Genomic DNA, 22,661 nt, shown 5'->3' with positions numbered 1-22,661 from the left:
TTCCTTCTGTTCAGGCCGTTTGCCGCAGTCATCACCCTTGGGCGGGTTCCGGCAAGAGCGGAATTCGTATAAACAAACGCGAGGCGCGGTTGAAAATGCCGTTTCTAAATGACGCGTTGAAACTCTGTCGCCAGAGCCTGCATTTGCGTAACAGGTCACTGATCCTAGTCTGCCGTGATGGCGGGCGAACTGCCAGTGGGAGGATTGATGCTGGAAAAGCAATTCGGCCTAGCGGCCAAGGGGACCAATGTCAGGACCGAGGTGATCGCTGGGATCACTACTTTCCTGACCATGGCCTATATTATTTTCGTGAACCCCGACATCCTGTCAACAACCGGGATGGACCGGAATGCAGTCTTTGTCGCGACCTGTCTGGCCGCGGCGCTGGGCTCGGCCATCATGGCGCTTTGGGCGAACTGGCCCATCGGCATGGCACCGGGCATGGGCTTGAACGCCTTCTTCGCCTTCACCGTGGTGGCGGGCTTGGGCTTTACCTGGCAGCAGGCGCTGGGGGCGGTGTTCATCTCGGGTCTGGTGTTTCTGTTCCTGTCGGTGACGGGGATACGGCGCTGGCTGATCGCGGGCATTCCGACATCCATGCGCAGCGCCATTGCTGCGGGGATCGGGATGTTCCTTGGTCTGATCGCGCTGAAGAATGCCGGGCTGGTCGTCGACAACCCGGCGACGCTGGTTGCCCTGGGCGATCTGACGCAGGCACCGACGTTGCTGGCGGCGGCGGGCTTCTTCATCATCGCGGCGCTGGATGCGCTGAAGGTGCGGGGCTCGATCCTGATCGGCATCCTTGCGGTCACCGTCGTCTCGATCCTGATCGGGGCCAGCGAGTTCGGAGGCATCATGTCCATGCCGCCCTCGATCCTGCCGACCTTCATGCAGCTGGATATCGCAGGCGCGCTGACCGTGGGCATCTTCCACGTCATCCTTGTCATGGTGCTGGTCGAGGTGTTTGACGCCACCGGCACGCTGATCGGCGTCGCCAAACGCGCGGGCCTGCTGACCGAGGGGCCGACCCATACCAATACCGGGCTTGGCCGTGCGCTGATGGCGGATTCGACGGCGATCCTTGCCGGTTCGATGCTGGGGACCAGCTCGACCACCGCCTATGTCGAAAGCGCCTCGGGTGTGCAGGCAGGGGGGCGGACGGGTCTGACCGCGCTGGTCGTGGCGGTGCTGTTCCTGCTGGCGATGTTCTTTGCGCCGCTGGCGGGCTCGGTCCCGGCCTATGCGACCGCGCCAGCGCTGCTTTACGTGGCCTGTCTGATGGTGCGCGAGTTCGAGGAAATCGAATGGCGCGATGTCACGGAAAGCGCGCCCGCCGTGCTGACCGCGCTGATGATGCCCTTTACCTATTCCATCGCCAATGGTCTGGCTTTCGGTTTTGTCAGCTATGCGCTGATCAAGCTGCTGACGGGCCGCGCGCGCGAGGTGCATCTGGCCACCTGGGTGGTCGCCGCCCTGTTCGTCATCCGCTTCGCCTTCTTCATGGAATGAACTTCGCGTCGGGGGCTTTGCGGCCCCCGCGCATTCCCTCTTGACCAATCGCGCCATTACCGCAGTCTCGGGGTGAAACCGGGGGCCGTGCCGCATCCGACAGCATGCGCGCCCCGCAGCAGGGAAAGCCCGCATGTCTCAGCCTGCAATGACCACGGCGGATGTCTATTGGCGCACCCTCACCCTGTTGGGCGGCGAGAAATGGCTGGCCGCGCTGCTGTCGGCAACGGGCGTGGCCATCGCCATCGTGCAACTGGCCGAGCCGGTGCTGTTCGGCCGCATGGTCGACCGGCTGGCAGAAGGGTCGGGGGCCTTCACCCTGATTGGCACATGGGCGGCCTTCGGGCTGTTCGGGATCTTTGCATCCGCGATCACTGCGGTTTCCTCTGACCGGCTGGCGCATCGCGCGCGGCTGTCGGCGCTGGGCGAGGCTTACAGCCGCGCGATCACCCTGCCGATTTCCTACCATGCGGAAAAGGGCACCGGATCGGTGGTGCGCGCCATCCTTGCCGGGACCGACGCGTTGTTCGCCCTGTGGCTGGGCATTCTGCGCGAGCAGCTGACCGCGCTGGCCGGGATCATCCTGCTGATCCCGACAGCGATCAGTCTGGACGCGCGCATGGCCGCGATCCTTGCAATGCTGGGTTTGGTCTATCTGGTGATCAACATCCTTGTCATCCGCAAGACGCGCGAAGGGCAGGCGCAGGTCGAAAAGCACTCGGGCCGTCTTTATGGCCGGGTGGGGGACGTTCTGGGCAATGTCACCGTGGTGCAAAGCTATTCCCGCTTTGCCCGCGAAATGCAGGCGATGCGCCAGATCACCGCGAACCTGCTGGCCGCGCAATATCCGGTGCTGACATGGTGGGGATTGCTGACGGTCCTGACCCGCGCCGCCGCCACGGTGACGATGGTGGTGGTCTTTGCCGCGGGCGCGGTTCTGGCGCAGCGGGGTGAGATCACCGTGGGCGAGATTGTGTCCTTCGGGGCTTTTGCCGGGCTGATGATCGGGCAGCTTGACCGGCTGTCGGCATTCGTCGGCAATATCTTTCGCTCGACCCCGACCATCCGCAGCTATTTCGAGCTGCTGGACGCGCCCGCCGATGTCACCGATACGCAGAAGGCCAAGGCCCTTGTCGCGCCGGTGCTGGGGCAGATCGAATATCGCGATGTCAGCTACTGCTTTCCCGGCAGCGATCAGGGCGTGTTCGACCTGAGCTTTGAGGCAAAGCCCGGCCAGACCATCGCGCTGGTGGGGCCGACCGGTTCGGGCAAGACCACGACGCTGGCCTTGCTGCAGCGCCTGCGCCAGCCGGACGCGGGCTCGATCAGCGTCGATGGGCACGATATTGCCGGGCTGAAGCTGGCATCCTTGCGTGCCAATATCGCGGTGGTGTTTCAGGAGGCCGGGCTGTTCAACCGCTCGATTGCCGAAAACATCCGCGTCGGCCGTCCCGAGGCCACCGATGCCGAGGTCGAGCAGGCCGCCCGTCTGGCCGAGGCGCATCACTTCATCCTGCGCAAACCCGGCAATTACGGCTTCGTCATCGGCGAACGCGGCAATGCCCTGTCCGGGGGTGAGCGGCAGCGGATCGCCATTGCCCGCGCGGTTCTGAAGAATGCTCCGATCCTGATCCTTGATGAGGCCACCTCGGCCCTTGATCCCGCGACCGAGGCCAAGATCAAGCGCGCCATCGACAAGCTGCGCGCCAACCGCACCACCCTGATCATTGCGCACAGGCTGTCCACCGTGGCCTCGGCTGATCAGATCCTTGTGCTTGAGGGGGGGACGGATCGTCGAGCGCGGCAGTTATCATGATCTGGCGCAACAGGACGGGCTGTTCGCCGAACTGGTCCGCGAGGGCCAGATCGTTGAGCCGAAGTCGGATTGACCGCGCCGCGATAGATTGCAAAGCAAGCGGCATGATGGCCGAATGCGGCCAAGGATCGGATTGGGGACGGGATGCGCCTGCTAGTGATTGAGGACGAGGCCGATCTGGCCACTGCCGTCCGCGACCATCTTTGCGCCGCGGGCCATGCTGTCGATATTGCCGTCAGCCGCGATCTGGCCGAGGCGGCGCTGCAGGGCACGGGCTTTGACCTGATCCTGCTGGACCTGCAACTGCCCGACGGGGACGGGCTGGCGCTGCTGCGCTGGTTGCGGCAACGGGGCGACGCCACGCCGGTTCTGATTGCCACCGCCCGCGACCGCATCACCGAACGCATTGCCGGGCTGCAGGCGGGCGCGGACGACTATCTGGTCAAGCCCTATGACCTTGACGAGATGCTGGCGCGCATCGCCGCCATCCGCCGCCGCAGCGATGGCCGCGCCGAACCCGAACGGCGCTTTGGCCCGCTTCGACTGCTGCCCGAACGCAAGCAGGCCCTGCTGGAGGATGTCACCATCCACCTGACCGCGCGCGAATGGGCGCTGCTCGAACGCCTGAGCCGTCGTCCCGGCGTGATCGTCAGCCGACAGGAGCTTGAGGACACGCTGTATGAATTCGGGGCCGAAGTCGAAAGCAATGCGATCGAGGCCCATATCAGCCGCCTGCGCGCCAAGTTGGGCCGCGCCGTGGTCGAGACCGTGCGCGGCATGGGCTACCGGATGGGGCAGGCGTGACGCCGCGTCGTCCGACATTGGCGCGGCGGCTGGCGCTGCTGATCAGCGCGGTGCTGGCGGCGGCATGGGTGGTCGCCATCGCCGCGATGGCGCTGATCCTGCATCATGAGCAGGACGAGCTATACGACCAGATCCTGATCACCTCGGCCGAGGCGCTGCTGCCAACGCTGGCCAGTGACGCGGCCCGGGCCTCGGCCCAGATGTCCTCGGCTCACGACGATCCCAATGAGGCGTTGGTCTGGCGGCTGATCGACCGTCAGGGCCGCGTGCTGGCCGCATCCCCGATGTCCGAGGCCGCGCAATTTCCTGACACGCCCCGGCCCGGCAAGGTCAAGCGGACGCTGACCCATACGGTCTATACGACCAAGTACACGGCGCAGGATATGGCATTGCAGCTGGCCGATCCTCTGGCCGAACGGCGCGAGGCTTGGCGCGAAAGCTTTCTGGCCTTCCTGCTGCCGATGCTGGCGTTGCTGCCCTTGGGTTGGCTGGCGGGTGGCTGGGTGACCCGGCTGGCCCTGCGTCCGGTCGAGGATCTGCGTGCCGAAATGGCGCAGCGCGACGGGCTGAGGCTGGAGCCGATGGATGCCGACGCCCATCCCGCCGAACTGGCCCAGATCGTGACCACGCTGAACGGGTTCATGGCGCGGGTGTCGCAGGCGCTGGATGGCGAGCGCGCCTTTGCCACCAATGCCGCGCATGAGCTGCGCACGCCGGTTGCGGTGGCGCTGGCGCAGGTGCAGCGGCTGGCGCAGGAAACCGGCGACCCCGCCGCATCCGCCCGCATCGCCTCGGTCGAGACGGCGTTGCGCCGTATGGCGCGGCTGGTCGCGCGGCTGCTGCAGCTGGCGCGGGCCGAATCCGGGATCGGTCTGGGCGAAGAGCGCGTCGATGCCGCAGCACTTCTGCCGCATGTGCTCCGCGAGATTGGCCGCGACGCCGACAGGCTGGCGCTGTCGGTGACACAGGGTCCGGTCTGGACGGTGATGGATGCCGATGCGCTGGCGATTGTCGCCGGAAACCTGATCGAGAACGCCTTGCAGCACAGCCCGCCCGACAGCAGGGTCGAGGTCAGCCTGAACGATCAAGGCCTGCTCTCGGTCAGCAATCCCGGTCCGGTTCTGCCCGCTGCGCAATTGGCGCAGATGGGGAAAAGGTTCTCGCATCGCAAGGGCGGTGGCTTTGGCTTGGGCCTGCATATCGTCAGCCAGATTGCACGACAGGCAGGGACGGCGCTGGAACTGGCCTCGCCCGTGCCGGACCGCGATGGCGGATTTCAGGCCCGTATCCAGCTTCCACCCGCCCAGCCGTAAGGTTGCGGTAAGAATCGTCGGGCAGAAGCGCTCCATCGTGTGACGATGGAAGATTTGATGCCTGTTCCCAATCCAGCTAACCGGCCGCTCACCCGCACCCCATTCGGTAGGGTTGGCCTGAAACGGCTTTTGCGACCGCTCCTTTTAGGGGCGGTGCTTTGCGTTGCCGGGGCATCGGGCTGGGCGGCTTGGCTGCAATCCAGTGGGAACTTCCACCCGGTCATCGCCGGAGAGCTTTACCGCTCGGCCCAGCCGGATGCGCTGAAGCTGCAAGATTGGAGCAAGGCCCACGGCTTGCGCAGCGTCATCAACCTGCGCGGCGCATCTGACGCGGCTTGGTACGACACCGAGGTCGCAACCGCGCGCCGCCTTGGCCTGACCCATGCCGATTTCGCCATGAAGGACAGCGAACAGCTTGATCCGGCCCGCGCCGCCGAACTGGTCGCGCTGATCGCAAGCCTGCCCAAGCCTGTCCTGATCCATTGCAAGGCGGGGGCGGACCGTACCGGCCTTGCCGCCGCACTTTACCTTGCCGCGCAAGGCGCGCGCGAACATCTGGCCGAGGGCCAGCTTTCCTTCCGTTTCGGTCATGTCGGGCTGCCGGTCAGCGCTGCATGGGCCATGGATCAAAGCTGGGAAGCCGCCGAGCCGATGTTCGGTTTCGAAAGCTGAAGGAAACAAGATGTCGCTGATCGTTGACAATATCCCAAGCGTGGCCCCCGCCAATCAACGGCTGCGGCTGAACGTATTGCGGCTGGCCTTTGTGGCGGCCCTGCTGCCAATGCTGTGGGGGTACACGCGATGGGCCGAAGGGCCGGCCGCGATCCTGCATCTGGCGGGCACGCTTTGCGTCTTTGCCGCGGTGCTGGGACGGTTCTGGGCGATCCTTTACATCGGCGGTCGCAAGAATGCCGATGTGATGCGGGACGGTCCCTATTCGCTCTGCCGCCACCCGCTTTACCTGTTCTCGACCCTTGGTGTTGTCGGCTTCGGGCTGCTTCTGCAAAGCCTGACGTTGGCGATCGGCTTTGGTGGCGCGGCGCTGCTGGTGCTGTCGCAAACCGCGCGGGCCGAGGAGCGTTTTCTGCGGGGCAAGTTCGGCGAAGCCTATGCCGAGTACCAATCGCAGGTTCCGATGATCCTGCCACGCCTGTCGGGATTCCATACCCGCCGCGAGGTCACCTTCCGCACCGATACGCTGCGCCGGAACCTGTTCGATGCGCTGGTTTTCCTTACCGCGCTGCCGCTGGCCGAGGTCATCAACTGGCTGCACAGCAACGGACATATGCTGAAGATCGCGCTGTTCTGACACCGGGCGCGACGGGACATCAGGAACAAGCATGCGGCGGGCTGAAAGGTCCGCCGCATTTGCATTTGGCGCAACGTCCGGAAGGAGGAACCGGCGCGATGCGTCAGAATCGCAAACGGCCCGCCAGACAGCAGGCCACGGCGTCGGGCGCCAGCAAACATCAACGATTTCAAGGAGAAGGATGGTACCGCTTCCCCGGCTCGAACGGGGGACCTCTAGATCCACAATCTAGCGCTCTAACCAACTGAGCTAAAGCGGCACTGGCGCTCTACTATAACCGGATTCCGGGGGATGCAAGCCCGACTTGCCGGAAATCTTCACCCGATGTAAGGATTTTTTCATCACCACCAACAGAAGCCGGAAGGGCCGATCATGGGCATCAACAGCGAAAGCGAAATTGCGGCGAACATCCAGATCGGGCCGACCGATCGTGGCATGGTCCGCATCTATATCGAGGCTGAGGGCGTCGACCTTCCTTTGGATTTCGATCCCGAGGAAGCCGAGGAAATCGCCGAAGAACTGCTGGCCGCAGCAGAGGCCGCCCGCGACATGGCGGGGCAGAGCGGCAAGCCGGGCAAGAAGCCTAAGCGCTGAACCCCATCGGGTCGGTCATCGCCAGCAGACGCGCGGTCGAGACCCGAGCAATATCCCGCAGGATACGGCTGCGCCGGGCTCCGGCCAGCCGAACCTCGGGGGCCATGCGCAACAGCTCGGCCCCCCAACTGTCGGCGCGGATCAGGCCGCAATCCTCGGGCAGCAGATCATCGGGGAAATCGGTGTCGACCGCCCAGAAGAAGCGGTCGCAGTAATCCAGATAGCCCTGCCACTTGCGATCTCCGATGAAATCCGCCCGGCAGCTTTTGCATTCGACCACCCAGATTTCACCCTTGGGTGAAATCGAGATCACATCGACCCGCAAGCCGCCCACCGGCACAAACTCCGGCAGCGCTGCGTGACCCAGTGCCGTCAACATCCGTGCCACGCCGCGTTGCAGCCTTTGCCCCGGTCGGGCAGTGGGCAGATCGTCGGGGATGATGGCGGGATCGGTCATGGATCAAACATGAACCAAGCGCGAACATCCTGCAAGCTTCCGCCGCCCGGCTTGCGAAGGCGCGGCCATCAGCCTATCTAGGGGGCGGCGGGTTTCTGCTCTTCGCGTGTGTGGCCTTTTTTTCCACTGGCCTATAATTTCACCGAGGGGGCTGGCTCTGACGAGGCCCTGGTTTCGTTACCTGGTCCCCACCTGGACATCCAGGCTTTCGGGGAAACCTGCGCTGCCACGGTTGCAGCGGTTCCCGCCACCCTTCCCAGACAAAAAAGGACGGCCCGAAGGCCGCCCCAGATGGTGTAGAGAGAAGGGAATTTCGGGACTTAGAACCCGTAGACCAGCGACACGCCCAGCGTGTTGTCGGTGCGGATCGCACGATCCGACACATATTCGGTCTTGTACGAGATCCGGGTCGCGAAAGCGTCCGACATCTTGAAGTTCACACCCAGTTCGTTGGTCGCGGTGTCGTTCGCGTCCGAGGTCAGGTAGTCGGTGTCGTTGGTCAGGAACACCGTTTCGTTGAAGCGGTGGTAGAAGCGCGACGACACCAGGTAGCCGACGCCGGTATCCGAGTCGGTTTCCAGAGTTTCGGCGACCGGATCGATCACGTTGACCTGCTTGGTGTAGCGAATACCGACAGCCGCCTGAACACGCCATGCGGTGGTGTCGTTATTGATGATGCGGTAGCCCGGACCGAAGCCGAAATAGGCATCCCGTTTCATCCGACCATCGAGATCTTCGAAGGAGTCGCCCTCGTCAAGGCTCACCGGATCATCGGCCAGCGCATCGGTCGTCAGGCGACCAAGGGCAAAACCATAGAAGCGGTCATTGATATTGTAGAGCCCCTCATAAATGGTCGAGGTTTTTTCGGTATCGGTGGTGCCGCTATTATCCTCGCCATATTCAAGCAGGATGCCGACCGATTGCGAGAACGCGCCCGCATTGCTGGACAAACGGCCCGACAGGCTGAAATCCTGGTTCTCGGAATTGCCGGAGCGGCCGACATAGCTTAGCGCGACCGAGCCGTAGACGCCTTCCTGCCGTTCGGGGGGGCCAAAACGCTGCGCGTCAGCGGAGCGGTCGAAATCATCGCGGACGGCTTCTTCAACGTCCTTCATGCCCTCGTGAACATCCGAAATGCCGGTTGCATTGGCGCCGGTGGCGATCTCCGACTGTGCAAAGGCGGGCGAGGTAAAGGCCATGGCCATGGCGGTTGCGCCAGCGAGATAAGCAAGTGCTTTCATCGTCTCAGTCCTTTTTCTGAACCGTGTTCGTGTCCGTGGTGCCTGTTTCATTAACCACGAGCATCTCTGCTGGGACAGAATTAGACCTGAGGGAGGGTTGCATAAAGGCTTGGGCGAAATTCCGCATATCTCTCGAAAACGTGAAAATTGCGCGTCATTTCTGCATCAGCGGAAAATGGCGCGCGCGATTTCGTGATGAAACCATTTAGTTTACTAATGTATTACATGAAATATTTTTTGATTCCGGTTAATTATGATTAACAGTGATGTTCACGCTTTGTGTGTTGATTGAAACAACCGCGCGGCGAGTGCCGCAGTGATGCGTGATTAGGCATCAGGGTGGCGTTGCATAAGCGCCATGATTGTTGCGCCAGGAACACAATTTTTCATGAAAGGCAGGGGGCGATCTGGAACCAGACGCGGCCAAGTTGTGTTGCCACGGTCGATCCGGGCATTTGTGCCACCCTTCCAGCGCCCTCCGGCAAGGCCAGATCGGAACTGGAACGATCCGTCTTTTGCATGATAGGGGCGGGCAGGCGTCTTCGGACGCATCGGTTTGCGAGGGGATATGTCGTCGGAACGATTTCTGATCGAGGGTGAGCTTTCGGCTCCGGGCTTTCAGCGCTGGCTGCAAGGTCACGCCCGGCGCATCGGCATCTCGGCGCAGATCGGCCGGGCCGATGCGGATGCGGTGCTGGTCACCGTGGACGGGCCGCCCGCGCTTCTGGACGCGATGGAGATGGCCTGCCTGCTGGGACCGATCGATGTGTGGGTCGAATCCGTCACGCGCGAGGCGGCGTAACCGGGACACGCTTCGCGGGTGGTCTGCCCAATTATTGCGCAACCCGTCGCGAGGCATCACAGAATTAATGACAAACTGCGACAGTTTGTCATGGCCTTTCTTGCGTCATTGTGATGAGAGGCGCCCTGTTCAACACGCAATAAGTTAGAGTGCCATGAACTGGACCCCTGCCGCGCTATCCCAGGACATTCCCTCAGGCAGCGCCGCGCCCGGACAGCTGGGCGACAAGGACATCGTGATCTGGCGCAGCGCCTCGGGGCGCATTGCCGCCTGGTCGGATCGCTGCCCCCATCGCGGCATGCGCCTGTCGCATGGTTTCGTTCGCGGCGAATTTCTTTCCTGCATCTACCACGGCTGGCGTTACGGCGACGGCGGCCAGTGCCACCGCATCCCGGCCCATCCCGAACTCACGCCGCCTGACGCGATCAAGGTTCCGGTTTTTGCCGTGACCGAAAGCGATGGCGTCGTCTGGGTTGCCCAGAAGGATGCCGAGCCCGAGGCCCCTCCGCCCGGGTTGGCCGGCTTTTCACCCTTGCGCACCCTGCGCCTGTCGGCCCGGCCCGAGACCGTTGCCGCGGCCTTTGGTGGCACGGGGCTTGACCTGCGCGGCGAACTTGGTGGCTGCGCGGTTGTCGTCCTGATCCAGCTGCTGCAGGGCGATCAGTGCAACCTGCATGCCCTTGCCGCCAAAGGTGCCGATACAGCGACGCTGGACCGCGTGTCCGCCGCGCTTGAAGCATTGCGCCGTCAGGCTGAAACCGCCGAGGAGATCGCAGCATGAACGGTGAAGCCATGCGCGACCAATGGTATCCCGTGGGTATTGCGGCGCAGCTGACCCCGGCAGGCCGCGACAGCCTGTTGCTGGCCGAACCTATCCACATCGCCTGTGACGCCGATGGCGCGGCTCTGGTCACTGACGGGGCAGGGCGCGTCCTGCCGGTCATCACCCGTTTCGGCCATGTCTGGACCACTCTCGGCCAGCCCGAGCGCGACCTGTTCACCATCCCCGAGGCCGATCAACCCGGTCGCCGTCTGGTCGATGTCGGCACGGTTCTGGTGCGCTGCTCGCCGCTGCGCGCGGTCGAGAATTTTCTTGATATCGCGCATTTCCCCTTCGTCCATACTGATATCCTTGGCTCGGAACCCCATACCGAGGTCCAGCGCTACGAGGTCGAGATCCGCGACGATGTCGATGAGGTCTGGGCCACCAAGGTCAGCTTCTACCAGCCGCAGGCCGCGAAATCGGCGCAGGGCGGGATCAATGCCGAATACATGTACCGTGTGCCCGCGCCGACCTGTTCGGTGCTGTACAAGACCTGCCCGGCGCGGCCCGAGGAATGGGATGTCATCACCCTGTTCGTCCAGCCGCTGACCGAGACCACCTGTCAGGTCTGGCCATGGATGGCGCTGTTCGACGAAGACAGCTCCATGACCGACATGATCCATTTCCAGCAGATGATCTTTGTTCAGGACCGCTCGATCCTTGAGAACCAGATCCCGGCGCTGCTGCCGCTGGATCCGGGGATGGAGATTCCGACCCGCGCCGACATGACCTCGATCGCCTATCGGCGCTGGCTGAAACGGCACGGCTATACCTACGGCGCGCAACTGGTGGCGGCATGAGACTTTACGATTATATCCTGTCGCCCTCGTGCTACCGCGTCCGGCTGATGGCGGCTTTGGCCGGGATCAAGCTGGACCTGCGCGCGGTCGATTTCCATCCCGGTGCCGAGCATCGCGGGCCGGAACTGCTGGCGCTGAACCCGGCGGGGACGATCCCGATCCTGACCGATGGCGATCTGGTGCTGACCCAGTCCACCGCCATGCTGACCTATATCGCGGCGAGCCACGCCCCGGAATGGCTGGGCGACGATACCCCGGCCATGCGGGCACAGGTGGGGCAATGGCTGGCCTTTGCGCAGCGCCTGACCGACAGCGCGGGCGCGGCCCGTCTGCATGACATGCTGCAAATGCCGGGCGACATCGTGGCGCTGCGCCGCGCGGCGACCCGCACCCTGCGCGAGCTTGAGGCCGCGATCAGCGCGGCGCGCCGTCGCGGCGGCATCTTCCTTGTCGGGGACCGTCCGACAATCGCCGATATTGCCTGCTTCCCCTATGTGGCGCTGGCACCGGACGGAGGTCTGCCGCTGGACGCCTATCCCTCGATCCGGCTGTGGATGCGGGCGATCCGCGGGCTGCCGGGTTTTGTCGAGATGCCGGGCATCCACCGTCTGCATGAGCTGATGCCCGAGCCCGGCCCCCAGCCCGATGTGATCCGCAAGGAACGCGCCTGACATGACTGGCACCCTGCTGAAAGATTGCGCCGCCGTCGTGACCGGGGATCAGGTTCTGCGGGATGTCGACATCCTGATTAGCGGCCCCGCCATTCACGCCATTGGCAAGGATCTTTCAGCAGCCGCGCCGCCCGGCACGCAGGTGATCGATGCGCGCGGCTGGTTTGTCTATCCGGGCCTCGTCAACACGCATCACCATTTCTTCCAGTGCTTCGTGCGCAATCGCGTCGATCTGGATTGGACGCGGCTGTCGTTGATCGAGTGGCTGGACCGGATCTATCCGATCTTTGCGCGCCTCAGCGAGGATTGCTTCTATCACGCCTCGGTCACGGCGCTGGCGGAATTGGCCAAGCACGGCTGCACCACGGCCTTTGACCACCAATATTGCTACCCGCGCAGCGCGGGCAAACGCATCATCGATCGCCAGTTCGAGGCCGCCGAAAAGATCGGCCTGCGCTTCCATGCCGGGCGGGGCGTCAACACGCTGCCGAAATCCATGGGCTCGACCATCCCCGATGAGATGCTTGAGACGACCGATGAATATCTGGCCGATTGCGAACGCCTGATCGCGGCTTATCACGACGGCGGCCGCTTCTCGATGCGGCAGGTGGCACTGGCCCCCTGCCAGCCGGTGAACTGCCACAAGGAAACCTTCACCGAGTCCCTGTCTCTGGCCCGCCAGCACGGGTTGATCCTGCATACCCATGCGGGCGAGGGCGAGAGCGAGGTCATCCGCGCCCGTCACGGTCTGCGCACCGTGGATTACCTTGAACAGATGGGCTTCTGCGGGCCTGACACCTTCTATGCGCATGGCTGGGAGCTGACCGAGGGTGAGTTGGCCCAGCTGGCCGCCTCGGGGACCGGCATCTCGCATTGCCCCGAACCGGTCTATCTGGTGGGCGCCGAGGTCACGCCGCTGCCCGCAATGCAGGCGCTGGGTGTGCGGATCGGTCTGGGCTGCGACGGCGCGGCCTCGAATGACAATTCGAACCTGATGCACTGCCTGCATTCGGCCTATATGCTGCAATGCCTTGTCGCATCGGGTCGCAGCCATCCGGTGCCGCTGCCCGCAGATTTCCTGCGCTATGGCACCTCGGGCGGGGCTTCGCTGCTGGGGCGCGCGGATATCGGCAAACTGGCACCGGGGATGGCGGCGGATCTGTTCGCCATCGACACCCGCCGCATGGATTACGTCGGCACCCGCCACGATCCCGAAAGCCTGATCGCCCGCGTCGGCATCGGCATGCCGACCGACCTGACCATGGTCAATGGCCGGATCGTCTGGGACGGCGAAGGCTTCCCCGGCCTCGACGAGATGCAAATGGCGGCCGAAGCAGAAGCCGCCCTTGCGACCATCCAATTCTGACAAGGAGATGAACCGATGACCTCCACCCTGAACCGCCGCAACTTCCTGCGGACCACTGCCGCGATGGGCCTTGCCGCTGGCTTCGCGCCCGCCATGGCACTGGCCGAAGACGGCACGCTGGGCATCACGCTGGTCCTGCCTTCGCCGCTGGGAGATGTGGGCTGGGGCCGGGCGCTGGCCAACGGGCTGGAACCGGTCAAGGCCGCCTATGGCGACAAGGTCAAGGTCACCATCCTTGAAAACATCATGGAAGGCCCGGATGCCGACCGCATCATGACCAAGACGGTCGCGGATGGCAGCAAGTTCCTGATCGCGGGTTCCTTCGGCTACCAGAACGGCGCGCTGCAGATCGCGCGTCGCAATGCCGATGTCAGCGTGTTGCACGCCTCGGGCTTCATGGTCGCGCCGAACTTCACCCCCTTCGCCGCGCGCAACTACGAGGGCACCTACCTGCTGGGCATGGCCGCAGCGGCGCTGTCGAAATCGGGCAAGCTGGGCGTGGTCTCGGCCTTCGCCATCCCGGAACTGATCACCTCGATCAACGCGTTCACGCTGGGCGCGCAGGCGATCAACCCGGCGGCGGAAGTCGCCGTGGTCTGGGTTAACTCGTGGTTCGACCCGGCCAAGGAGCAGGAATCCGCCAAGGCGCTGATCGCGCAGGGCTGCGACGTGATCTTCTCGAACGCGCAGGATACGCCCTCGGTCGTGGATGTCTGCGAGAAATCGGGCGTCTATGTCTGCAACCTGAACTCGTCGATGAAGGCCTATTCGGCGACGAAATATCTGGGTTGCGCGGCCACCGACTGGTCGCCCTTCTTCCTTGAGCAGGTGAAGGCGCATTTCGACGGCACCTTCAAGGGCCACAACGCCTTCCTCGGCATGGCCGAGAAGGTCGAGAAGGTCGTGGACTGGAGCGCCGACATCCCTGCAGATGTGATGGAAAAGATCAAGGCGCGCGAAGCTGGCATCACCTCGGGCGAGGCTCCGGTCTTTGCCGGGCCGATCGCCAAGCAGGACGGCTCCGAAGGCGTCGCTGCCGGGGCGGCCATGAAGGATGAGGAAATCGTCGCCATGGATTGGCACGTCAAGGGCGTGACCACGCCGCTGCCGAACTGATCCCATGCCCGCGCCGCTTCTGTCCCTTCGCGGGTTGACCAAGACCTATGGCACCGTCCGCGCCAATCGCGGCATCGACCTTGATCTGGCCGAGGGTTCGATCCATGCGATTTTGGGCGAGAACGGCGCGGGCAAATCGACGCTGATGAAGCTGATCTACGGCGTCGAAACCCCCGATGCCGGCGAAGTAATCTGGCGGGGGCAGCATGTCGCGCTGTCTTCGCCCGCCGAGGCCCGCCGTCAGGGCATCGGCATGGTTTTCCAGCATTTCTCGCTGTTCGAGACGCTGACCGTCGTCGAAAACATTTCGCTGATCGTGCCGGGCAGCAAGGCCGAGCTGACCGCGCGCATTCGCACGCTGGGGCAGGAATACGGGCTGGAGGTCGAGCCGCGCGCCCATGTCCATGCGTTGTCCGTCGGCGAACGCCAGCGGGTCGAGATCATCCGTTGCCTGATGACCGATCCGAAGCTGCTGATCTTGGATGAACCGACCTCGGTCCTGCCGCCGCAATCGGTTCAGCGCCTGTTCCAGACCCTGACGCGGCTGCGTGATCGCGGCGTCTCGATCCTGTTCATCTCGCACAAGCTTGAGGAAATCCGCTCAATCTGCGATCGGGCGACGATCCTGCGCGATGGGCAGGTGACCGGGAATATCGATCCGCGCGAACATGACGCGCATGATCTGGCGCGGATGATGATCGGCCGCGACATGCCCGAGACGCGCCCCGCGGTTGCGCGTGAGCCGGGCGAATTGCGGCTGGAATTGGCAGGGCTGGACCATCAGCCCGACGATCCCTTTGCCCAGTCCCTGTCGGGGATCAACCTGCAGCTTCGCGCGGGTGAGATTCTGGGCATCGCCGGCGTGTCCGGCAACGGTCAGGGCGAATTGGCCCGGCTGATCTCGGGTGAGACCACCGATCCCGCCGCCTCCGACCAGATCCGCATGATGGGCCGGCCGGTCGGGCATCTGAACGCCGCCGCGCGGCGCAGGCTGGGCTTTGCATTCGTCCCCGAAGAGCGTCTGGGGCGTGGCGCGGTGCCGGAAATGTCCCTGGCCGACAATACGCTGCTGACCGCGCATCGGCAGGGGCTGGTGCGGCGCGGCATGATCAATCGTCTGCGCGAGGCCGCCTTTACCGCGCGCTGCATCGCCGATTACGACGTGCGCACCCCCGGCCCGCAGGCCGAGGCCGGGGCGCTGTCGGGCGGCAACCTGCAAAAATTCATCGTCGGCCGCGAGATCATGCTGGCGCCCAGGCTGCTTTTCGTCTCGCAGCCGACATGGGGCGTCGATATCGGCGCGGCCAGTGCCATCCGCCGCCGCCTTGTCGATCTGCGCAATGACGGCGTGGCGGTGCTGATCATCTCTGAGGAAATCGAAGAATTGTTCGAAATCTGCGACCGCATCCAGGTCATCCGCGAGGGGCGGCTTTCTGCCGCGCTGCAGGTGTCCCAGACACGCGTGGAAGACATTGGCCGCTACATGATCGGCGCCGAAGAACGGGCAGGCGTCTGATGTCCGTTCTTTCTGCCTATCGGCTTGTCCGGCGCAGCAGCGCCTCGCGCAAGGTCGCGGTGCTGGCGCCTTTGGGCGCGCTGGTGGCGACCATCGTCCTGAACCTGTGCCTGTATCTGGCCATGGGCAAGGATGCGGGCGCGGTGTTCCATGCCATGCTGGTCGAGCCGCTGGTGTCGTGGTCGTCCTTCTCCGAGGTGCTGCTGAAGATGACGCCGCTGCTGCTGATCGCGCAGGGGCTGGCCATCGGGTTTCGCGCCAATGTCGTCAATATCGGGGCCGAGGGGCAGTTCATCCTTGGCGCGATCTTTGCGGCCTCGATCCCGGTCTGGTTCCCGCAGGCCACGGGCGGCTGGATCTGGCCGCTGATGCTGCTTCTGGGTGGGATCGGCGGCGCGCTTTGGGCGGTGGTCCCGGCCTTCTGGCGGGTGCGGCTGAACGCGTCGGAAATCCTAGTGACCCTGATGATGAGCCTGATTGCGACGCAGCTTCTGGCCTATCTGCTGGTCGGGCCGTGGAAAGACCCGATGGGCTTCAACTTCCCGCAATCGGTGATGTTCCAGATGGACGCGACCCTGCCGCTGCTGATCCCCGGCACGCGGGTCAACGTCGCGCTGGTGTTGGCGCTGGTGGTGACGCTGGCGGCATGGGTTTATATGCAGCGCAGCTTTCAGGGCTATCAACTGGTCGTCGGCGGGCTGGCACCGCAGGCCAGCGCCTATGCCGGTTTCTCGGAAAGCCGCGCCGTCTGGTTGTCACTGCTGATCGGTGGCTTTGCCGCCGGTCTGGCCGGCGCCGCCGAGGTCGCGGGTCCGCTGGGGCAGCTGCAACGCTCGGTCGCCTCGGGCTATGGCTATGCGGCGATCATCGTGGCCTATCTGGGCGGGTTGAACCCGATCGGCATCCTGTTTTCGTCGTTGCTGATCGCCATCCTTTATATCGGTGGTGACAACGCCATGGTCTCGGCGGAATTGCCGGTGGCAGCGGTGCGGGTGTTTCAAGGCTCGTTGCTGGTCTGCTATCTGGCCGCGATCACGCTGGTCCGCTACCGGCTGGTGCGAGTGAAATCCGAGGTGCGGGCATGAACGCACTGACCTTCGTTCTGGCTGGGATGCTGGCCGCCGCGATGCCCTTCCTGCTGGCCGCTCTGGGCGAGCTGGTGGCCGAGCGTTCGGGCGTCATGAACCTTGGTATCGAGGGGATGATGGCGGTCGGCGCGGTCATCGCCTTTCTGTCGGTGCATCATTTCGGCACCCATGCCCTGGGCTTTCTGCTGGCCGGTCTGGCGGGTGCGGCGTTGTCGCTGGTCTTTGCCTGGCTGGCCCTGACGCTGCGCGCCAATCAGGTCGCGGCGGGGCTGGCGATCGGCATTCTGGGGCAGGGGCTGTCCGCGCTGTTCGGCAAAAGCTACGAAAGCCGCACCGTTGCGGGCCTGCCCAAGCTCTCGATCCCCAGCCTGTCCGAAATTCCGGTGGTCGGCGGGCTTTTCTCGCAGGATGCGGTCGTCTGGCTGGGGTTGCTTGCGACCCTGACGATCTGGGCCGCGCTGCGCTTCACCAAGCTGGGGCTGGTGATCCGTGCCGTGGGCGAAAACCCCTCGGCCGCGCGCTCGCTGGGCTATCCGGTGATCGCGATCCGCTATGGCTGCGTCATGTTCGGCGGGCTGATGGCGGGTTTCGCCGGGGCCTATGCGGCGACCGTCTATACCCCGCTTTGGGCAGACGGGATGATCGCCGGGCGGGGCTGGATCGCGCTGGCGTTGGTGGTCTTTGCAACCTGGATGACCGGACGGGTGTTCTTTGGCGCGGTGCTGTTCGGGGCGGTGTCGCTGGCGCAACTGGCGGCGCAGGCGGGCGGGGTGAACCTGAACTCGCAACTGCTGGCGAGCCTGCCCTATATCGTCACCATCCTCGTGCTAGGCGTGATCTCGTCGAACCGACGCCTGCTGAAGGTGAACGGCGTGGCCTCGCTGGGCAAGACCTACATTCCCTAAGCAAAGGGGCGCGGCTTTGGACCGCGCCCTTTCGCGTCTTCAAGCCGCGCCGACAAGGATAATGTCGCTGTCGCGGCGCTGATTTTCGGCAAGGGCCGCGTAATCCGCGTAATCCGTCACGGCGAGCAGACGGCAGCTGCCACCGTCCCTTGCGGCCTTGAGGTTCTGCGCGCTGGTCTTTTCCAGATCGCCCAGATTGACCGGCAGGGCCGAGGCGATGAACAGCGACTTGACCTCGAACACCTTCGCGACAAATTCGTTGTAGCCCTCAAGCGTCCAGCTGGTCGCGGCATTGTGGCCGTCGCCGTTGACGATCAATTGCATCGACCATTCTCCACGGGCATTGGTCGTGGCCTCGACCTTCTGGGTCACGATGCGCATGCCGTCGTCGAACACATCCGAACCGCTGAGGGTCGCAATGATCTTGCCCTGCGCGATGGGCGAAAGGGTGGCGTCGACAAGGACGCCCGAGACTGTGGCTTTGTTCGGCAAGGTCATCTCATCGGGATGGCTGATCGGCGCCATTATCCGCCTTGAGGTCAGGCGTTGCGGGGATGGGGCTTGCAACGTGCGGGAAGATTTCCCGTTGAGCACCGGCCTCAGCCTGCTTCGTTGAACGTGCTCATTTTTTCGAAACGCACGCCTTATTTATTCAGCGCGATCGCTGGCGGATATCGACCGTTGCCTGCGCCAGTTGGCAGCGCTTTCCGTTTGTCTTCAGGGCAGCGGGTGAAGGAAAGTGCAGTCCAAAGTCGAGTGCCAGCGACATGGGCTGTTCCGTGGCTCGATCTTTCGCCGAATGTCCGACATCAACTCGTGACCAGGCGGAAGCCGAGCGTCCTGCCGATTGTGGGCACGCATTCTCGCTTCAGTCCCGCGATCGATCCGCGCTTCAGTCTTGTGGAGGGGATGTCGCCCAGACCTTGGAAAAAATCTGCCAAGCCTCGGACGACCCGAGGACGATCTGGGTAGATCAGCGCATTGACCTCGCCGTCTGACCTCGAACCGACACTTTCTTCTTTATATGCGTACGGACAAGGACCAGCCCGCCGGTCATTAAGCGGGTACCTCGGCCCAAGCGCTGAATGGGATTTGCCGGACTGGTAGCTAAGACGAAAGATGTGCATGCTTCGTCATGCTGCGATGCAGTATGATCAAAGTGTGATGAAGTATTTACACCTACAAGGTTCTGTCTTATCGTTTTGCTGATCTAACCGGCGCGAGCGAGGGGAATTTGACCGAATTTGAGCGGCATGAAAAGATTCTCTCGCTGCTTGATGAGCGACCTTTTGCATCGGTGCGCGATCTTCAGCATCTGATTGGCGTGTCGGGGGCGACGATCCGGCGCGATGTCGAAAAGCTCAACGAAGCGGGACGTGCGCGCAAGGTCTATGGCGGCGTGGCTGCGGTTGAGCGGGGCGGTCGTGCGGCCTCATTGCCCTTTGTCGAAAACCGCGACATCGCCGTGTCTGCCAAACGCTCGATCGCGCGCGAGGCCGAGAGGCTGGTCAAGGATGGCAGTGCGATCATCATCCATGGCGGTTCGACCTGCTTTCATTTCGGCTGTCGCATCGCCAACCGCAATGTCCGGGTCTTTACCAACTCTCTGCCGCTGGCCGCCTATCTGGGAGAGTATGGTACCTGCCAACTGACGGTAGGTGGCGGCGATCTGCACCGCGAGCCGGGAATCCTTTACGATGTCTCGGCCACGGAGCATCGTTTCTATGCCTCTCAGTTCTTTGTGGGCGCGCTGGGAATCAGCGAACATGGCATTCTTGAACAACACCCGCTGCTGGTCCGTCTGGCCGACGAGATGAGCCGCACCGCATCCGAAGTCATCCTGCTGGCGGACAGCCGCAAGTTCAGCATCCATCCGCCGACCGTTTCGCTGCCGTTCTCGCGCATTTCGCGCGTGGTCACTGATGATGGCCTGTCCGATGTCCATGCCCGCATGCTGGAGCGCGCCGGGGTCGAGGTCATCATCGCCCAGATCGAGAGGGAACAATGAGCCAGTCTCCCATTCTGGAGATGCGCAACATCTCGAAGACTTTCGGTGCCGTGCGGGCATTGAAGGATGTCAGCCTGTCGGTCCTGCCCGGAGAGTTGCATGCCCTGATGGGCGAGAACGGCGCCGGGAAATCCACACTGATGAAGATCCTCTCGGGGGCCTATACCGCCGATCCGGGCGGTACCGTGATCATCGAGGGGCATTCCCGGACCGAGGCCGCTGGCAGTGTCGCGGTGATCTATCAGGAACTGTCGCTGGCCCCGAACCTGACCGTGGCCGAGAACATGTTCCTTGGCCGCGAGATCGCCAATCGCGGCATCCTGAACCGCAGCGCCACGCTGGAGCGCGCCCAACCCATTCTGGATCGTCTGGGCGTCCATTTCGATGCGCGCAGCAAGGTCGGCGACCTGTCGCTGGGTGAGCGCCAAATGGTTGAGATTGCGCGTGCCCTGACGACGGATGCGCGGCTGATCGTCATGGATGAGCCGACCACCTCGCTTTCCGCACGCGAAACCGAGCGCCTGTTCGAGGTGATCGCCCGGCTGAAATCGCATGGCATCGCCATCATCTATATCAGCCACCGCATGGAGGAGGTCTATGCGCTGGCCGACCGCTGTTCGGTCCTGCGGGACGGTGTGTATATCGGGACTTTGGACCGGTCCGAGCTGTCGGCCCAGAAGCTGGTTTCGATGATGGTTGGCCGCGATCTGGATAGCTTTTACAAAAAGGGCCACATCGCCTCACCCGATCATACGGGCACGCCGCTGCTGTCGGTGCGCGACATGTCGGATGGCGGGTTGGTCAAGGGCTGCTCCTTTGACCTGTATCGCGGCGAGGTGCTGGGCATTGCCGGGCTTGTCGGCTCGGGTCGTACCGAACTGGCGCGGCTGATCTATGGCGCGGACCCGCGCACCAGCGGGACGGTTGCGATTGACGGCCGCGACATCGACACCTCCAGCCCGCGTGCGGCGCTTGATGCCGGGGTCGCCTATCTGACCGAGGACCGCAAGAAGCTGGGTCTTTTCCTCGACATGTCCATCTCGGACAATGTCAATGTCGGCGTGATCGAAAGGGATGCGAAATCCGGCGGCAGGCTGGATTTCCGCGCCGCGGCGCGCCGTGCCAATGACGCGATCAAGGCGCTGGCCGTCAAGGCACCGACGGCCCGGATGCCGGTGGGCGGACTGTCAGGGGGCAACCAGCAAAAGGTGCTGATCGCGCGGCTGCTGGAAACCGGCCCCAAGGTGGTGATCCTGGACGAACCCACCCGCGGCGTTGATGTCGGGGCCAAATCGGAAATCTACAAGCTGATCGACGGTCTGGCGCGCAAGGGCGTCGGCGTCGTCATGATCTCAAGCGAACTCGCCGAGATCATCGGCGTCGCTGACCGGGTCTTGGTCATGCGCGAGGGGCATATTGCCGGGCAGGTGCCCGCGCAGCTTGGACAGGCGATCAGCCAGGAAGCCATCATGGAGCTTTCGACCGGCTCGGTTTCGGAACCGGCCACGGCGACGGAAGGAGCAATGCAATGACGGATACAAATTCAGCCCCTGCCTCGGCCGCGGCCAAGCAGCGCCTGCGCACCATGATGAGCATCGTCGGGATGCTGCCGGTGCTGATCCTGCTGGCAGTGGTGTTCGAACTGATGAGCGGGCGCTTCATGAGCGTCAACAACATCTCGAACGTCATGCAGCAGGCCTCGATCAATATCGTGCTCGCCTCGGGGATGACCTTCGTCATCCTGACCGGAGGCATCGACCTGTCGGTTGGCTCGATTCTTGCCACCTCGGCGATGGTGGCGGTGATCGTCTCGTTGATCCCCGGCATTGGCTGGCTGGGTATTCCTGCCGCCATGGGGGTAGGACTGGCCTGCGGTCTGGCGAACGGTATCCTGATCTCGGCGCTGAACCTGCCACCATTCATCGTGACCTTAGGCTCATTGACCGCAGTCCGAGGCATCGCCCGGCTACTGGGCAATGACACGACCGTTTTCAACGCCGACCTGCCCTTTGACGTGATCGGCAATGGCAGCCTGTTCGGCATTCCGTGGCTGGCAATCATCGCCGTCGCCGTGGTGCTGCTGTCATGGTTCATTCTGAAGCGGACAGTGCTGGGCACGTGGATCTATGCCACCGGCGGCAATGCCGAGGCGGCGCGACTGACCGGGATCAAGGTGCCGCTGGTGCTGCTGTTCGTCTATGGCGTCTCGGGGTTGTTCGCAGGGCTGGGCGGCGCAATGGCTGCGGCACGGCTGTACGCCGCGAACGGGCTGCAGCTGGGGCAGGCCTATGAGCTGGACGCCATCGCCGCGGTCATTCTGGGTGGCACCAGCTTTGTCGGCGGCGTCGGCTCGATCTGGGGGACGCTGATCGGCGCGCTGATCATCGCCGTGCTGTCGAACGGGCTGATCCTGATCGGCGTCTCGGACATCTGGCAATACATCGTCAAAGGCCTCGTGATCATCGCGGCCGTGGCACTGGACCGTTACCGCCAGACCGGCGCGCGGACCTGATCCAATTCGAA

General features: G+C 63.7%; 22 protein-coding genes and 1 tRNA gene. 19 read left to right on the top strand and 4 right to left on the bottom strand.

What is annotated here, in order from left to right; genetic code table 11:
- The first annotated feature begins 207 nt into the window (after nt 1–207).
- The 6 genes from IB235_RS17535 to IB235_RS17510 all read left to right on the top strand — a co-directional run bounded on the left by IB235_RS17535 (nt 208) and on the right by IB235_RS17510 (nt 6,751).
- Nucleotides 208–1,509: an NCS2 family permease gene (locus tag IB235_RS17535; RefSeq protein WP_155040567.1), complete on the top strand. Its 1,302-nt coding sequence runs from the start codon at nt 208–210 to the stop codon at nt 1,507–1,509.
- A gap of 133 nt (nt 1,510–1,642) precedes the next feature.
- A complete protein-coding gene (locus IB235_RS17530) occupies nt 1,643–3,325 on the top strand; it encodes a glucan ABC transporter ATP-binding protein/ permease (protein ID WP_225612432.1) in 1,683 nt (560 codons plus the stop codon).
- Between the two features lie 144 nt (nt 3,326–3,469).
- Entirely contained in the window at nt 3,470–4,129 is a 660-nt protein-coding gene (locus tag IB235_RS17525) for a response regulator transcription factor (protein ID WP_155040566.1), read from the top strand.
- The gene (locus IB235_RS25880) at nt 4,126–5,442 is read left to right on the top strand and encodes an ATP-binding protein (RefSeq protein ID WP_192337782.1); all 1,317 of its coding nucleotides are present in this window, start codon (nt 4,126–4,128) and stop codon (nt 5,440–5,442) included. Before IB235_RS17525 ends, IB235_RS25880 begins: the two co-directional genes overlap by 4 nt.
- A 129-nt stretch (nt 5,443–5,571) precedes the next feature.
- Nucleotides 5,572–6,114, top strand: coding sequence for a tyrosine-protein phosphatase (locus IB235_RS17515; protein WP_225612431.1), 543 nt, complete (start codon nt 5,572–5,574; stop codon nt 6,112–6,114).
- 10 nt (nt 6,115–6,124) lie between these two features.
- Entirely contained in the window at nt 6,125–6,751 is a 627-nt protein-coding gene (locus IB235_RS17510; protein ID WP_192337780.1) for an isoprenylcysteine carboxylmethyltransferase family protein, read from the top strand.
- 182 nt (nt 6,752–6,933) lie between these two features.
- On the opposite strand, the gene IB235_RS17505 is transcribed toward IB235_RS17510, so the two are convergent.
- Nucleotides 6,934–7,010: transfer RNA gene (locus IB235_RS17505), tRNA-His, on the bottom strand.
- A 113-nt stretch (nt 7,011–7,123) separates the two neighbouring features.
- Between IB235_RS17505 and IB235_RS17500 the strand changes: the two genes are divergently transcribed.
- A complete protein-coding gene (locus IB235_RS17500) occupies nt 7,124–7,345 on the top strand; it encodes a DUF6324 family protein (RefSeq protein WP_192337779.1) in 222 nt (73 codons plus the stop codon).
- Here the strand turns inward: IB235_RS17500 and IB235_RS17495 are convergent.
- Nucleotides 7,335–7,802, bottom strand: a complete 468-nt coding sequence (locus IB235_RS17495; protein ID WP_192337778.1) for an MmcB family DNA repair protein — start codon at nt 7,800–7,802, stop codon at nt 7,335–7,337. The two genes, IB235_RS17500 and IB235_RS17495, sit on opposite strands and share 11 nt — an antisense overlap.
- Nucleotides 7,803–8,122: 320 nt before the next feature.
- Complete coding sequence (locus IB235_RS17490) at nt 8,123–9,043, bottom strand: YdiY family protein (protein WP_155040560.1); 921 nt, start codon at nt 9,041–9,043, stop codon at nt 8,123–8,125.
- 568 nt (nt 9,044–9,611) lie between these two features.
- Between IB235_RS17490 and IB235_RS17485 the strand changes: the two genes are divergently transcribed.
- The 9 genes from IB235_RS17485 (at nt 9,612) to IB235_RS17445 (ending at nt 18,130) form a co-directional block, all read left to right on the top strand.
- Entirely contained in the window at nt 9,612–9,845 is a 234-nt protein-coding gene (locus tag IB235_RS17485) for an acylphosphatase (RefSeq protein WP_155040559.1), read from the top strand.
- A 154-nt stretch (nt 9,846–9,999) separates the two neighbouring features.
- Entirely contained in the window at nt 10,000–10,626 is a 627-nt protein-coding gene (locus tag IB235_RS17480; RefSeq protein WP_192337777.1) for a Rieske (2Fe-2S) protein, read from the top strand.
- Nucleotides 10,623–11,468: an aromatic ring-hydroxylating dioxygenase subunit alpha gene (locus IB235_RS17475; RefSeq protein ID WP_192337776.1), complete on the top strand. Its 846-nt coding sequence runs from the start codon at nt 10,623–10,625 to the stop codon at nt 11,466–11,468. Before IB235_RS17480 ends, IB235_RS17475 begins: the two co-directional genes overlap by 4 nt.
- Nucleotides 11,465–12,139 carry a glutathione S-transferase family protein gene (locus tag IB235_RS17470; RefSeq protein ID WP_192337775.1) on the top strand — a complete coding sequence of 225 codons (675 nt, stop codon included), beginning with the start codon at nt 11,465–11,467 and terminating at the stop codon, nt 12,137–12,139. The genes IB235_RS17475 and IB235_RS17470 overlap by 4 nt, the downstream gene beginning before the upstream one ends.
- A 1-nt stretch (nt 12,140) precedes the next feature.
- On the top strand, nt 12,141–13,505 hold the full coding sequence (locus IB235_RS17465; RefSeq protein WP_192337774.1) for an amidohydrolase: 1,365 nt from the start codon (nt 12,141–12,143) through the stop codon (nt 13,503–13,505).
- A gap of 15 nt (nt 13,506–13,520) precedes the next feature.
- Complete coding sequence (locus IB235_RS17460) at nt 13,521–14,621, top strand: BMP family ABC transporter substrate-binding protein (RefSeq protein ID WP_192337773.1); 1,101 nt, start codon at nt 13,521–13,523, stop codon at nt 14,619–14,621.
- 4 nt (nt 14,622–14,625) lie between these two features.
- Nucleotides 14,626–16,137, top strand: a complete 1,512-nt coding sequence (locus tag IB235_RS17455; protein WP_192337772.1) for an ABC transporter ATP-binding protein — start codon at nt 14,626–14,628, stop codon at nt 16,135–16,137.
- Nucleotides 16,137–17,222 carry an ABC transporter permease gene (locus IB235_RS17450; protein WP_192337771.1) on the top strand — a complete coding sequence of 362 codons (1,086 nt, stop codon included), beginning with the start codon at nt 16,137–16,139 and terminating at the stop codon, nt 17,220–17,222. Before IB235_RS17455 ends, IB235_RS17450 begins: the two co-directional genes overlap by 1 nt.
- Nucleotides 17,219–18,130: an ABC transporter permease gene (locus tag IB235_RS17445; RefSeq protein WP_192337770.1), complete on the top strand. Its 912-nt coding sequence runs from the start codon at nt 17,219–17,221 to the stop codon at nt 18,128–18,130. Before IB235_RS17450 ends, IB235_RS17445 begins: the two co-directional genes overlap by 4 nt.
- 39 nt (nt 18,131–18,169) lie before the next feature.
- Here the strand turns inward: IB235_RS17445 and IB235_RS17440 are convergent, their stop codons facing one another.
- Nucleotides 18,170–18,655, bottom strand: a complete 486-nt coding sequence (locus IB235_RS17440) for a hypothetical protein (RefSeq protein WP_225612430.1) — start codon at nt 18,653–18,655, stop codon at nt 18,170–18,172.
- A gap of 709 nt (nt 18,656–19,364) precedes the next feature.
- Between IB235_RS17440 and IB235_RS17435 the strand changes: the two genes are divergently transcribed.
- From IB235_RS17435 to IB235_RS17425, 3 genes are read left to right on the top strand one after another with little or no spacing between them, the layout of a single operon-like run.
- Nucleotides 19,365–20,138 carry a DeoR/GlpR family DNA-binding transcription regulator gene (locus tag IB235_RS17435; RefSeq protein WP_155040550.1) on the top strand — a complete coding sequence of 258 codons (774 nt, stop codon included), beginning with the start codon at nt 19,365–19,367 and terminating at the stop codon, nt 20,136–20,138.
- Nucleotides 20,135–21,670 (top strand): sugar ABC transporter ATP-binding protein, encoded by a 1,536-nt coding sequence (locus tag IB235_RS17430; protein WP_155040549.1) that lies wholly within the window; start codon nt 20,135–20,137, stop codon nt 21,668–21,670. The genes IB235_RS17435 and IB235_RS17430 overlap by 4 nt, the downstream gene beginning before the upstream one ends.
- Nucleotides 21,667–22,650 carry a ribose ABC transporter permease gene (locus tag IB235_RS17425; RefSeq protein ID WP_155040548.1) on the top strand — a complete coding sequence of 328 codons (984 nt, stop codon included), beginning with the start codon at nt 21,667–21,669 and terminating at the stop codon, nt 22,648–22,650. The genes IB235_RS17430 and IB235_RS17425 overlap by 4 nt, the downstream gene beginning before the upstream one ends.
- Nucleotides 22,651–22,661: the final 11 nt, after the last annotated feature.

Origin of the sequence: Paracoccus sp. PAR01 (genome assembly GCF_014851995.1) — a bacterium.
Lineage (GTDB): Bacteria > Pseudomonadota > Alphaproteobacteria > Rhodobacterales > Rhodobacteraceae > Paracoccus > Paracoccus litorisediminis.
Note: the sequence above shows the minus strand (reverse complement) of the source record. Positions and strands in the feature narration are given on the sequence as shown.